Origin of the sequence: Chryseobacterium sp. MDT2-18 (assembly GCF_030815285.1) — a bacterium.
GTDB classification, from domain to species: Bacteria; Bacteroidota; Bacteroidia; order Flavobacteriales; family Weeksellaceae; genus Kaistella; species Kaistella salivictor.
In genome coordinates, this window is the sequence record NZ_JAUSWQ010000005.1 from 212,420 (window position 1) to 225,396 (window position 12,977).

General features: G+C 36.6%; 12 protein-coding genes and 1 other RNA gene. 8 read left to right on the forward strand and 5 right to left on the reverse strand.

The features are described from left to right. Window positions 1–136: 136 nt before the first annotated feature. Window positions 137–622 carry an RNA polymerase sigma factor gene (locus QF004_RS07430; protein ID WP_133438865.1) on the forward strand — a complete coding sequence of 162 codons (486 nt, stop codon included), beginning with the start codon at window positions 137–139 and terminating at the stop codon, window positions 620–622. Between the two features lie 82 nt (window positions 623–704). Then, window positions 705–1,202 (forward strand): hypothetical protein, encoded by a 498-nt coding sequence (locus tag QF004_RS07435; protein WP_307424525.1) that lies wholly within the window; start codon window positions 705–707, stop codon window positions 1,200–1,202. A gap of 39 nt (window positions 1,203–1,241) precedes the next feature. Here QF004_RS07435 and QF004_RS07440 read toward each other — a convergent pair whose 3' ends face one another. The 4 genes from QF004_RS07440 to QF004_RS07455 form a co-directional block, all read right to left on the reverse strand. Then, window positions 1,242–2,081, reverse strand: a complete 840-nt coding sequence (locus QF004_RS07440; RefSeq protein ID WP_307424528.1) for an alpha/beta fold hydrolase — start codon at window positions 2,079–2,081, stop codon at window positions 1,242–1,244. A gap of 99 nt (window positions 2,082–2,180) precedes the next feature. Continuing rightward, complete coding sequence (locus QF004_RS07445; RefSeq protein ID WP_133438868.1) at window positions 2,181–3,074, reverse strand: ribokinase; 894 nt, start codon at window positions 3,072–3,074, stop codon at window positions 2,181–2,183. 61 nt (window positions 3,075–3,135) lie between these two features. Then, window positions 3,136–3,771 (reverse strand): DUF4241 domain-containing protein, encoded by a 636-nt coding sequence (locus tag QF004_RS07450; protein WP_307424532.1) that lies wholly within the window; start codon window positions 3,769–3,771, stop codon window positions 3,136–3,138. Then, window positions 3,768–6,389, reverse strand: a complete 2,622-nt coding sequence (locus tag QF004_RS07455; RefSeq protein ID WP_307424535.1) for a valine--tRNA ligase — start codon at window positions 6,387–6,389, stop codon at window positions 3,768–3,770. The genes QF004_RS07450 and QF004_RS07455 overlap by 4 nt, the downstream gene beginning before the upstream one ends. A 126-nt stretch (window positions 6,390–6,515) precedes the next feature. Between QF004_RS07455 and QF004_RS07460 the strand changes: the two genes are divergently transcribed. Both QF004_RS07460 and QF004_RS07465 read left to right on the forward strand, forming a co-directional pair. After that, window positions 6,516–7,004: a DUF1573 domain-containing protein gene (locus tag QF004_RS07460; protein WP_307424539.1), complete on the forward strand. Its 489-nt coding sequence runs from the start codon at window positions 6,516–6,518 to the stop codon at window positions 7,002–7,004. 78 nt (window positions 7,005–7,082) lie between these two features. Continuing rightward, window positions 7,083–7,952, forward strand: coding sequence for a polyphosphate kinase 2 family protein (locus tag QF004_RS07465; protein ID WP_133438872.1), 870 nt, complete (start codon window positions 7,083–7,085; stop codon window positions 7,950–7,952). Between the two features lie 145 nt (window positions 7,953–8,097). Here QF004_RS07465 and rnpB read toward each other — a convergent pair. Further along, an RNA gene (rnpB, locus tag QF004_RS07470) (RNase P RNA component class A) lies at window positions 8,098–8,426 on the reverse strand. A 98-nt stretch (window positions 8,427–8,524) separates the two neighbouring features. Here rnpB and QF004_RS07475 point away from each other — a divergent pair. The 4 genes from QF004_RS07475 to pncB all read left to right on the forward strand — a co-directional run bounded on the left by QF004_RS07475 (window position 8,525) and on the right by pncB (window position 12,943). Further along, complete coding sequence (locus QF004_RS07475) at window positions 8,525–9,340, forward strand: mechanosensitive ion channel family protein (RefSeq protein ID WP_307424543.1); 816 nt, start codon at window positions 8,525–8,527, stop codon at window positions 9,338–9,340. Window positions 9,341–9,460: 120 nt separating this feature from the next. Continuing rightward, on the forward strand, window positions 9,461–11,092 hold the full coding sequence (locus QF004_RS07480) for a T9SS type A sorting domain-containing protein (protein ID WP_307424546.1): 1,632 nt from the start codon (window positions 9,461–9,463) through the stop codon (window positions 11,090–11,092). Between the two features lie 101 nt (window positions 11,093–11,193). Continuing rightward, entirely contained in the window at window positions 11,194–11,670 is a 477-nt protein-coding gene (locus tag QF004_RS07485; RefSeq protein WP_307424549.1) for a Dps family protein, read from the forward strand. A 91-nt stretch (window positions 11,671–11,761) separates the two neighbouring features. Then, complete coding sequence (pncB, locus tag QF004_RS07490) at window positions 11,762–12,943, forward strand: nicotinate phosphoribosyltransferase (RefSeq protein WP_307424552.1); 1,182 nt, start codon at window positions 11,762–11,764, stop codon at window positions 12,941–12,943. Window positions 12,944–12,977: the final 34 nt, after the last annotated feature.

A 12,977-nucleotide genomic window follows, 5' to 3' on the forward strand; every position in this document is an offset into this window, starting at 1 on the left:
TTCATCCATTTTTGTAATAATTTTAGACTATTTGTATCCAATGTACAGAAACCAGAAAATCTGATTTTATTAACACCAATAGCTTTTAAATGAAAAATTATAAATTCAAAATTGACCTTTACAAAATATTCAAAAGATGACTTACGATTTTGATCAACTTTATAAAGAGTTTTCTGCCAGAATTTACAAATTATGTTTGAGTTACTCGGGTGAAAAATTATTTGCGGACGATCTTCACCAGGAAACGTGGATTTCAGTTTGGAACAGTTTGCCCAAATTCCGGAACGAAAGCAAAATCAGCACTTGGATTTACAGAATCGCCATTAATACATGCTTGGTTGGAATTAAAAAGCAAAAAAACAAAGCGGAGAATTCTGAACTGATTTTATCAAAACTCGTTCATGAAGAAACTTATGACAACTCTAAGGAAATCAACCGATTGTACGAATGCATCAGCAAATTGAAAGAAAGTGAGAGAATTATCATCACTTTGGTTTTGGAAGAAAAACCTTATGAAGAAATTGCAGAAATCACAGGAATTACCGAAAATAATCTGCGTGTGAAAATTCACAGAATAAAAAAAGAACTTCAGGAAACATATATGAATTATGGAAGAATTTAACGAACTGGAAAACCTTTGGAAACAATCAGAAACCAAGGTTCCAACAAAAAGCACAAACATTTCAAAAATAAAAAACAATCGTATGAAACTGAAAAACACTTACACAAAAGGAGCCATATTATTGATGCTTACAGGGATTTTCATCTTGGTTTTAATGTTTTTATTAGACTCTAAATTACAAACCATTCCAATCATTTCATCAATGGTCATTATTTCATCAACTTGTTTTCTTCAAGCGCTATTAATGCTTTTCACAGCAAATGAAATCAATAAAATTGATGAAACGCAAACCCCTGGTTTTCATTTGAAACAATGGCAGAATTTCAGAGCTTTTCAGAAAAAACAGAGATCTTGGAACATGCCGGTTTATTACACTTTACTAAGTATTGCACTCGGAGTTTATCTCTATGAATTACTAAAAAATGTAGATTTATGGAAGATGATTCTCACTTTTGTGATCACTTATTTATGGATGCTTTTTGCTTATTTTTATCTCGGTAAAAAGGAAATTAAAAAACAGGATGCAAAATTAGACCACATCATTTCGGAGCTTAAAAATCTCGAAAATCAATTTCAATAATTAAAAAAATTCCGGGAACTAAAACTTCCAGATTTTTTTTTAAAGTTCATCTAGTACAATCTTCCAAAGTCTTTTATTGAAACTTCTGAAAAAATTGATGTGTCCGATTTCGCCTTTCTCAGATTCAGAAGCTTTAAGTTCTCTAAATGTTGTTTTTAAATCAGGATAAACATTTTTCAGGAGATTTTTCATCCCTTTTTCAGTCACCCAGTTGTCATCTTCGGCGTGGATAATAAAGGTTTTCTGTTTTAATTTCCGGGCATGATTTTCTTTAATTTCTCTATAAAGTTGGCTTGTGGATTTTTTATTTAAAATTAAAGTCTGCCAGTCGAAAGCAACTCCTTTTGGTAAAGATTCTCCCAAACCGAAACGGTGTGCCGGGAAATATCCAAAAAAATGAGTCATCACCGGAAGTGCGATCCCGAAGCCCAGCAAAGCGGTAACCGCAACGCTGAAATTTAAATTTCCAATATAAGCGTCCTGCGTTCCTACAAAAATAAATTTCTCGAAATTACCAGAATAATCATTCATCCCAAGAATTAAAGCACCGACGGAATGGCCTAAACAAAATTTAGTATAATCCGGATATTCCTGTTGAATAAAATCAGTAACCGTTTTAAAATCTACCGTTCCCCAAATTCTCATCGAGGCTTTGAAACCGCTCATTTGTTCTGGTTTCGATTCCCCGATTCCCCGATAATCGTAGGTGATGACGACAAATCCGTTATCTGCTAAATATTTTGCGAAGGAAAAATAAATCTGCTGTTTCACTCCGGTTGCAGAATTAATGAGCAATAATTTTCCGTTTGAAGATTCCGGTTCGAAAATCTTTACAGAAAGTTGGATTTTATCTGGAGTATTTAAAGTAAGTTCTTTCATTTAATAAAAATTCCACCTTTCAATAAGTGGAATTGCTTTTTTAAAAATATAAAATTTAAATGAAATAAAAGGAAAAACCGATATGCTCAATATAGCAAATTATCCTTCAATTATATCTTTCAGGTACGGTAGTCCGCTTTGGGAACCTCTGTTTTTGGTTACTTTCAAAGACACATCATTACCAAATTTCACGCAGTCGTCGATATTATTCCGGTGACAAAGCGCGACCGCAAAACCTGCGGTAAAGGCATCGCCCATACCCATTTTGTGAGATACAGAATCATGATCATTCCGATAATACTTCATTTCTGTACCATTGAAATAGGTTGTAGAATTGGTGTCATCGCGGACAAATAATTTATTCGGATATCTTCTTAAAATCTGTTCTCTGGGTTCATCACCAAAAATAATTGATAATTCATTGCTTTTGGCAACGATGAAAGAGGCGGTATCAATCACTTCAGAAGAAAGAGGTTTGGCAGGAGAAGCGTAAATTCCCAATTTTTTATCATTTTTCTTCACCAATTGCGCAGTATACTCTACAACGTCCATCGGAATTTCAAGCTGAATTAAAACCAGATCTGCGGTAGCAAAAAGCTTTTCAGCCTCCTCTACATGTTTTGGCTGCAGGTAATAATTCGATGCGGGAACAACGACAATGGAATTAATTCCTTTTGCTGCAACAACGTACGCGGTTCCGGTTGGGGCGTCTTCAATTTCGACAACATAGCTGACATTTACCCCTTCATCCACTAAATTGCGGAAAATCTGCTGGCCAAAAGGATCCATACCAACCGCTCCGATAAAGTAAACGCTTGCGCCCAATCTGGAAGTTGCGACTGCCTGATTGGCTCCTTTTCCACCAAAAAAACTTTCAGACTTTTCTGCCATAACCGTTTCATTAGGCTGTGGAGTATGCGCGGTGTTCAAAACTAAATCGATAGAAGAACTGCCAATTACAATAATTTTCGGTTGCTCGGAAGTGATATTCATTGTGCTGATAACTTATCTTTCAAATGTACTTAAATATAGAATGATTAGGAAATATTACATCCTAATTAATTTCTACGAATTCAGAAACGACTTTTACAGCATTGTTATTTCGGTCAAAACCTATATAACTCGCATAAAATCCTTCACCATAACCCGTTTCAAAAGCGAACAGGTTACCCGGTTTTTTTTCGTTCGGTTTTAGAAAAGCGTACTGATTGACAGCGCCTTCTTCCTGAAAAAAATGCTCATGAAAAAACTCTTCATAAATTCCCATAAAATCGGCTCCTTTTCTTTTGAACAAATGCTGTTCCAGAAGATTCAGATTTTGTTGCGTTTCGAAATCCATCAAACATCCCATCCCACTTTCTACGGGAAAACCGAAGATTTCTTCCTCCTGTAAATCAGCTATATTCTGACCTTCCGAAGTTGCGAGCTTCCAATCTGTAATTTCTGAATCATTAAAAACGATTTCTACATAAGCGATGCAATTGCTTTCGATTTCTTTATGAACTAAAACCGAAAAATCCCCTTTAGGGAAATCTGTGGTGAAAACCGGCATTTCGCTGGTAATCAAAGGATCGCAGATCACCAGCTTCCCAGTTGTAAGCGTAATATTTCCTGCGTCGAAAGTCTCAATCAAAGGACTTTCTATAAAATTTCTGGTGAAAAGTTTTTTGATATTTTCAATGTGGTTCATGATAGCGTTTTCAGTTTTTCTTCGAGAAGGATTAATTTATCCTGCGCGTCTTTTTTCTTTTTCAATTCATTATCTACCACTTGCTGCGGCGCTCCTGCCATGAATTTTTCGTTGGATAATTTTTTATCTACAGACATCATGAATCCTTTCAGATATTTGATTTCTTCTTCAGTTTTTGCTTTCTCTTCTGCTAAATCTAAGTTTTCACTTAACGGAATCGAAACTTCTGTTCCTCCAATTAAGAATGAAAAAGTAGGTTTGTCTGTTTTTTCAGCAAAATGGATTTGTGCAATATTCGCCAGTTTCTTTACTAAATTCATATTGTCAAAAGAAGTAGCATTGGTGAATACCTCAACACTTTCACGTGGTGAAATCCCTTTGCTCTGACGGTAATTTCTAACGCCGGAAATCAATTCTTTCGAAACTTCAAACTGTTTGATCACCTCTGAATTATAAGACTGTACTTTTCTTTGCTGCGCAATTACCAAAGCATTTTCCACTGTTCTTTCAGAAATATTCTGCCATAATTCTTCAGATAAGAACGGCATGAAAGGGTGCAGTAATTTCATTAATTCTTCAAAATACTGGATCGTCTGATCATAAACTTCAGTAGAAATCGGTTCACCAAAATTAGGTTTAATGGCTTCTAAATACCAGGAACAGAAATCGTCCCAGATTAGTTTATACACCAAATGCAAAGCATCAGAAATACGGAATTTTTCAAATTGATCTGCTATTTCAGCAATGGTTTTATCCATTTGATTTCCAAACCAGGCGATTGCCTGTTGATCTGCCTCATTCGCTTTTATCGAATCGTCTTTTTTCCAGCCTTGAATTAATTTATTTGAATTCCAGATTTTGGTGGCGAAATTTCTTCCCTGCAACATTAACTCTTCATCAAAAAGCAAATCGTTTCCGGCAGCCGAACTCAATAAAATCCCGACACGAACACCGTCTGCTCCATATTTCTCAATCAATTCAATTGGATCTGGCGAATTACCCAGCGATTTCGACATTTTCCGTCTTTGCTTATCACGGACAATTCCGGTGAAATAAACATTTTTAAAAGGAACTTCTTTTCTATATTCAATTCCCGCCATAATCATCCGGGCGACCCAGAAAAAGATAATATCCGGACCGGTAACCAAATCAGAAGTTGGATAATAATAATTGATCTCTTTATTTTCAGGATCCAGAAGTCCGTCGAAAACCGACATCGGCCACAACCAGGAAGAAAACCAGGTATCGAGCGCGTCTTCATCCTGACGAAGATCTGAGATTTGAAGATTTGACATTTGAGACTTTTCTCTTGCTAAAACCAGGGCATCTTCAATCGTTTCTGCTACGACAAAATCATCCTGACCATCACCATAGAAGAAAGCCGGAATTTGCTGACCCCACCAAAGTTGACGGGAAATATTCCAGTCGCGGATATTTTCCATCCAGTGTTTGTAGGTGTTTTTGAATTTTTCCGGGTGAAATTTCACCTCATCATTCATGACCACATCCAAGGCTGGTTTTGCCATTTCCGACATTTTTAAAAACCATTGAACAGAAACTTTCGGTTCGATTACTGCTCCCGTTCTTTCAGATGTTCCCACTTTATTTACGTAGTCTTCTGCTTTTAACAAAAGATCATTTTGCTCTAATTCTTTTACGATTTCTTTGCGGACGACGAATCTGTTTTTACCGGCATAATGTAAACCGTGCTCATTCAAATTGGCATCATCATCCAAAGAATCGATCATTGGCAACTGATGCCGCTTTCCGATTTCATAGTCATTGGTATCATGAGCCGGTGTAATTTTCAAAGCCCCGGTTCCGAATTCGATATCCACATAATCATCTTCAATAATCGGAATCACGCGGTTTACGATCGGAACAATTACATTCTTCCCATTTAAATGTGCATATCTTTCATCATTAGGATTGATACAAACGGCAGTATCACCGAAAATCGTTTCCGGACGTGTGGTCGCAACAGAAAGGAAATCTTCTGTGCCTTCGATTTTATATTTTAAATAAAACAGTTTTCCGTTTTGCTCTTTGAAAATAACTTCTTCATCAGAAATATTGGTTTTCGCTTCCGGATCCCAGTTTACCATTCGGTATCCTCTATAAATCAAACCTTTATTATACAAATCGACAAACGACTTCACCACCTGCTGTGAAAGTTTTGGTTCCATAGTGAAACGGGTACGCTCCCAATCGCAGGAACAACCCAGTTTTTTCAACTGTTCCAGAATAGTACCGCCATATTTGTCAGTCCAGTCCCACGCATGTTTTAGAAATTCTTCGCGGGAAATATCTGCTTTATTGATTCCTTCTTCTTTCAGTTTCGCCACTACCTTCGCTTCCGTCGCAATTGATGCATGGTCAGTTCCCGGAACCCAGCATGCATTAAACCCCTGCATTCTGGCTCTGCGAACCAAAATATCCTGAATGGTATTGTTCAGCATATGTCCCATGTGAAGAATCCCTGTCACGTTGGGTGGCGGGATGACGATCGTATAGGGAGGTTTTTCGTTGGGTTCGGAGTGAAAATAATTATTTTTTAGCCAGAAATCATACCATTTCTGTTCTGTTTCCTGGGGCGTATATTTCTCTGAAATCTGCATATATAAAATCTTTGGCTTAATAGTTGCAAAAATAGCGAAATAAAGAAAATTGACCGTACTATTAAAATAATTTTTAACTTTGTTTGTTAAATTTAATCAAAAAACCAATTACTAAAAATTAAAAAAATGAAAAAAATCTTCGCAGGCCTATTTTTAGCCGGAACTTTTGCATTAGCATCAGCACAAACTATTTCCTTCGATAAAACAGTTTACGAATATGGGAATGTTCCAGTTGGCGCTGATGGCCACAGAATTTTTATCATTAAAAACACTGGCGATAAACCTCTTATTATTTCAAGAACGCAGGCATCTTGTGGCTGTACAACTCCTGAGGTTACCAAAGACCCAATCATGCCGGGAAAAACCGCTGAATTAAAAGTAGGTTACGACACCAAAATCGTAGGACCTTTTACAAAGATTATCGAAGTATATTCTAATGATACCGAAAACAGCAGATCTGTAATCACTATTAAAGGAAATGTAGGCGAGGCATCAGCTACCATCGCTCCACAAACAGCGATTAAGACTGAAGCTAAATTAATGAGTACTCCACAAACGATGAAAGTTGCTCCTGCAGCTAAAAAAGCAACGGCAAAAAAATTACAGGCACTGTAATTTGTGCTAACAAATAAAAAATCTAAAATCATTTCAGAATTGAAATGATTTTTTTATTTTAGTAGAAATATTACAACAATGGATTTAGATTTTACGGATAATTTCATCGTGAACGGAAAATTCTCTCTCAAAGATTTCTCTACAGAATACGAGGGAAAACTCTCGAAAGACGCTGCAAAAAAAATGCTGGCTAAGGAGAAAGAAAAACTCCGTGAACTTCAGGAACGGCTGTACAGTGATGGCAGCAAATCTATACTGATTGTTTTGCAAGCGATGGATGCAGCTGGAAAAGATTCTCTGATCAAGCACGTGTTTAGTGGGGTAAATCCGCAGGGCTGTGCAGTAACCAGTTTCAAAACGCCAAATAATAAAGAATATGCCCATGATTTCCTGTGGAGACATTATACCGCACTGCCTGAAAAAGGAAAAATCGGTATTTTCAACAGAAGCCATTACGAAAGTGTTCTGGTATGTAAAGTTCATCCTGAATATAATCTGAATGAAAAAGTCTGGAAATCAGTGGATGATTTTGATAACGAATTCTGGGAAAACCGGTACAGAAGCATCAGAAACTTTGAAAAAACTTTAGCTGAAAACGGAACGACGATTATTAAAATATTTTTGAACGTCTCCCAAAAAGAACAGAAAAAAAGATTCCTGGAACGGATTGACAATCCCACCAAAAACTGGAAATTCGCCGCAGGAGATTTACCCGAACGCGCCCTGTGGAATAAGTACATGTCTGCATACGAAGAAGCCATCAATGAAACATCAAAAGATGATGCACCATGGTACGTGATTCCGGCTGACCACAAATGGTTTACGAGAGTGGCTGCCATTCAGATTATTATCGATGCAATGGAAAAAATGGATTTGCAATATCCCACCCTTTCAGAAAATCAAACAGCCGAGTTAGCTGATGCGAAGAAGCAGATGAAAAGTGAATAGCAATGGTGAAAAGTGAATGGTGAATTTATCGAAAAATACAGGATTCATTTTAAACCGGTGAATTTTTAAATATTTGTTTTGAAAAATGAAAAAGAAAATGAAAAAAGCAGAAACCTCAACTTCTGCTTTTTCAATTTTTAAAAAACCCACAAGAAAAACTATAAGCCGGATTCTGTACATTGACCGAAGTCAAAATGCCTGTTATTTATCTGCGCTTTACATTGCTGCAAAACTTTTGCTGTTTACCCCTCGGTTTTTGGAGCGAGCCGCTCCTATTTTCATTGCTGAAAAAATCCGATATACTTAACATTGCACCGCAAAGAGTTTACCTGGTTTCACTATAAATTAATATACATACTTTCTGTTGCACTTGTCCTGATCTCGCGACCGACGGATGTTATCCGCTTTGCTGCTCTATGGTGTCCGGACTTTCCTACCCCCAACGAATCGGGAATCAACAGGCCGTTTTTCTTGTGGACAACAAAGATACATAAAGTTGAAAATTTACAGTAATTTTTTTTTGGAAAGAAATTTGCTGTGAAGACACCTTGAATTATTGATATATCTGAATTATGAATTATTATGAAATCATTATGTCTGTGCTGGACCGCTGGTACAAAAGCTTTGCACAGGCGACCCCTAAACTTGCAGTTGGGATTTTGGTATTCCTGCTCTTTTTAACGCTGAGCACCTACCTGAGCAAGATATCGGTAAGAATTTTTCATAAGTTTTTCCCAAAAAGCAACAACAGTTCCATTGTGACTTTAATTAAAGTCTTTAAGTTTTTAATTATTCTTTCAGGAGCATTTATCGCCTTTGAAATAATGGGATTGGGCGGATTTATTCTAAAATTCATCGGCAGTTTGGGAGTTGCGGGAGTTGTGGCCGGTGTCGCTTTGAAAGATTTAGTCTCCTCCATGTTTTCGGGAGCGCTGGTGGGAATCGATAAATCTTTTGCCGATGGCGATTATGTTTCCATCAAAGACGTAACCGGTGTGGTAGAAAAAATCGGATTTTTGACTACGAAGATTATTACAGACGACGGAAAAAAAGTCTTCGTACCCAACCAATTAATTTTCAGTGCTCCTTTTACCAATTATTCATCTTCCGGACAGCGGAAAGTTTTTCTGGAATTACAGGTGGCCGGCAGTCAGGATTTAGAAAAAACAAGAGAGATTATTTTAGACCAGATCAAAAGTTTTGATTTCACAGACCATATTGAAGAATCCCAGGTTATTATCCTGAAACAGTCTTTTGGCATTTTCTATTTTCAAGCCCGATTTTTCATGAAAAGCGGCGAAAACATTATGAAAATAAAGAGTAATGCATTACGGATACTGAAAAACAAACTGGAAGAAGACGGCATCAAACTTTCAAATGCAGATTGACACAAGAATCTCATAACTTTTAATTATCGAAATTTAAAAGGAAGATGTTTATTTAATTTAAAAAAATTTCACAAATCAACTTTTAGTATATATTTGTATTGCATAAAAACTAAAAATTGAGTGAAAAAAATTCTATTCTTTATTCTTCTGTCCAGCTTTTGCTTTGGACAAAACTGGAGTATTTCTTTTGCTGAAAGATCTTCGCTGATCAATCTGTTCAACAGTACTCACGGCGAAAACTGGAGTACAACATGGGATTTAACCAAAGATCCTAAATATTGGTACGGCATTAAAATCAAAAATGGAAACGTAAGCGAAATTAATCTTCGAGGAAATGCTTTGAAAGGAAATTTCCCGGTTGCTGTTTCGGGTCTGTCAAAACTTGAAAAACTCGATCTGAGTTCGAACCAATTATCTGGCGAAGTTTCAATGGCGGTTTCAGGATTAACTACTTTAACACGTCTGGACATAAGCAATAACCGTTTTTTCGGGGATCCAACTGCGAGTCTTTTACCACTTTCGCAACTTCAGGAAATGTCACTCGGAAACAATACATTTGTTTTTGCAGATATCGAAACATTCCTGCAAAACTTTCAGGATATGGAAATTCTGGATTTAGCACATATTGGTTTAAACGCAGTTCCACAAAAGATTTCCACTTTAATGAAGCTCAAATCTTTGAATTTAAGCAACAATTCGATTTCTCAGAAATTCAATTATCTTTCAACGGCACTCTCTTTAAAAGAATTAAATCTTTCGGGAAATCAGCTGACAAAAATACCAACAGAATTATCCACGCTTAGTCAATTAAACAGTCTGGATTTAAGCAACAATACCATCTCACCTAATTTCACCGCAGCTTTAGCGCAATTGAAAAATTTAGAATGGCTGTCTTTTGCAGGAAACCAGATGATGAAATTCCCAGCGCAACTTTCACAATTAACACAGTTAATTCATTTGAATTTCTCTGATAATCAAATTTCAGGCGGCTTGGAAAATTTAGCAGGTTTGCAAAACTTAGAACAGATTTATCTGGATAAAAATCTCATTTCGGGTTCTTTCCCAAGTGGGCTTCTTCAGTTAAAAAAACTGCAAATGCTGTCGCTCAACAACAATCAGCTGTCTGGTGAAATACCGGAAACTATTCCCGCGCTCACTTTTATCGACAACAACCAATTTACGAAGCAGGATATCAGAACATTTTTACTGAAAAATAAATCACTGGCAGATTTCAGCTATTCACCACAAAGATATGATGAGGCGAAAACTGTTTTTGCAGGTATAGGCAGTGCTGCAACTTTACCGCAATCCCTTTCAGGAAATGAGTATCAATATTCCTGGTTTAAAAACTTAGATCAGAAAACTCCGCTTAATTCAGAAAAATATTACATCGGCAATGTTGCAAACGAAGATTTTGCGGATTACACTTGTGAAGCCTATTTTTTTGAAGTCCTTCCAAAAGAACTGATGGAAATTTCGTTCTTTCGGGAACCTATTACTTTGGCAATAGAACTGGCCACTGCCGAAGTCAAAACAGATTTAACTGTTTACCCGAATCCGGCGAAAGATTTAATCAACATCAAAACCAGCAAATCCAATATTGAAAAAGTATTTATTTTTGATTTAAGCGGAAAATTAATCATGACTGAAAAATCGAAAAGAATCGACATCAGCCTTTTACCGTCGGCAACTTATATCATTTCAATTAAAACTTCTGATGGTTTGAAATCGTTTAAATTCATCAAGATTTAATAGAAAACGACAATCGATAAAATAATCACGATAGTTTTCGTCAATCAATAAAAATAGGAAAACCCTTTTATGATCAGTATATTTGACTTTAAATAAAGATTATGAACAATTCAAAAATTATCGGTTTAGACGAAACCGACTGTAAAAAAATTTCAGAAAAATTAAATATTCTTTTAGCCGATTATTCTGTTTTTTATCAAAATACGAGAGGCGCACACTGGAATATTAAAGGAGACCAGTTTTTTACCCTACATCCCAAATTTGAAGAACTCTACAATAATCTGGTTTTAAAAATAGATGAAATTGCAGAAAGAATTCTTACATTAGGATCTACGCCCAACCATAATTATTCGGATTATTTAACGCTTTCTACCATCAAAGAAAGTAAAGAAGTTTCCAACGCTGATAAAGCGGTAGAAAACATTTTGGCTTCCTTTAAAACCGTTATTGATTCGCAAAGGGAACTCTTAGATCTTACCGAAAAAGCGGGTGATGAAGGAACGAATTCCCTGATGAGTGATTACATTCCGGAGCAGGAAAAAGAAGTGTGGATGTACAACTCCTATCTCGGAAAATAACAGTTAAAAAAATCACCAACCGAAGAAATCGTCTTTTTAAAGGCGATTTTTGTTTTTGAATTTTTACATTTGTTTGAATATATAATAAACCATGATTGAAGTCCGTCTAAAGTCAATTCTCGATAATGATTTCTATAAAATCACGATGCAAAATGCTGTGATTAAACTTTTTCCGAACGAGAAAGTGAAATACCAGTTCATCAATCGCGGCAACCATAACTTCCCTACTGGATTTGCAGAAGAACTCAGAAAATCGGTCAACGCAATGGCAGAGCTGAAATTAAGCAAAGATGAAAAGCAATTCTTAAAAGAAACCTGTCCTTATTTAGACCTTCCCTATTTAGATTTTCTAGCAGGCTATCATTACGATCCCGCAGAAGTACAAATTGTGCAGACCGAAGATTCTTTAGAAGTTACCGTGGACGGCGAATGGTACAGGACCATTTTGTGGGAAGTGCCTATTTTGTCTTTGATTTCAGAATTACATTATGAGATGAATCACATGGAGCGTAATTCTAATGAAGCGGTTATTCAAACAACTTTAGAAAAGGCCGATCAACTCAACATTCTTGGTGTTACTTTCGCCGAATTTGGCACGCGCAGAAGGCATTCTTATAAAGTACACGACTTGGTGGTAGATTCTCTGGTAAGGAACAATCGATCCGGAAATTTCATCGGAAGTTCAAATGTTCACTTTGCCATGAAATATGGCATAAAACCCATCGGAACCCATGCGCACGAATGGTTTATGTTTCACGCTGCAGAATACGGATTCAAGATGGCCAACGCGCTTTCGCTAGAACACTGGGTAGATGTGTACCGCGGTGATTTGGGAGTTGCCCTTTCGGATACTTATACGACAGAAGTTTTCTTTCAGCAGTTTGATAAGAAATTCGCAAAATTATTTGATGGCGTTCGTCACGACAGCGGAGATCCAATCGAATTTGCCAATAAAACCATTGAACATTATAGGAAAAACGGAATCAATCCTTTATTTAAATACATTATTTTTTCCGACGGACTGAATCTGGAAAAAGTGGAAGAAATCACGAAAGCCTGCAAAGGCAGAATCGGAATTTCTTTCGGAATCGGAACTAATTTAACAAACGATGTCGGTTTAAAACCAATGAATATCGTCATGAAACTCATTGCCGCACAATCGATTAACGGCGACTGGATTCCAACGGTAAAACTTTCTGATGAACACGGAAAGTATACAGGAGACCCAAAAATGATCGATCTTGCCAAGGAATTTCTGCGCATTAAAAACTAAGAGGATTAATTTCTTTCTGCATTACTGAAATTAA

Bases quoted from the DNA above. Each gene is read 5' to 3' on its own strand.
- QF004_RS07465 (WP_133438872.1), top strand. From the start codon at position 7,083: ATGGATTTAGATTTTACGGATAATTTCATCGTGAACGGAAAATTCTCT.
- QF004_RS07450 (WP_307424532.1), bottom strand. From the start codon at position 3,771: ATGAACCACATTGAAAATATCAAAAAACTTTTCACCAGAAATTTTATA.
- QF004_RS07460 (WP_307424539.1), top strand. From the start codon at position 6,516: ATGAAAAAAATCTTCGCAGGCCTATTTTTAGCCGGAACTTTTGCATTA.
- QF004_RS07440 (WP_307424528.1), bottom strand. From the start codon at position 2,081: ATGAAAGAACTTACTTTAAATACTCCAGATAAAATCCAACTTTCTGTA.
- QF004_RS07475 (WP_307424543.1), top strand. From the start codon at position 8,525: ATGAATTATTATGAAATCATTATGTCTGTGCTGGACCGCTGGTACAAA.
- pncB (WP_307424552.1), top strand. From the start codon at position 11,762: ATGATTGAAGTCCGTCTAAAGTCAATTCTCGATAATGATTTCTATAAA.
- QF004_RS07435 (WP_307424525.1), top strand. From the start codon at position 705: ATGAAACTGAAAAACACTTACACAAAAGGAGCCATATTATTGATGCTT.
- QF004_RS07430 (WP_133438865.1), top strand. From the start codon at position 137: ATGACTTACGATTTTGATCAACTTTATAAAGAGTTTTCTGCCAGAATT.
- QF004_RS07485 (WP_307424549.1), top strand. From the start codon at position 11,194: ATGAACAATTCAAAAATTATCGGTTTAGACGAAACCGACTGTAAAAAA.
- QF004_RS07455 (WP_307424535.1), bottom strand. From the start codon at position 6,389: ATGCAGATTTCAGAGAAATATACGCCCCAGGAAACAGAACAGAAATGG.
- QF004_RS07445 (WP_133438868.1), bottom strand. From the start codon at position 3,074: ATGAATATCACTTCCGAGCAACCGAAAATTATTGTAATTGGCAGTTCT.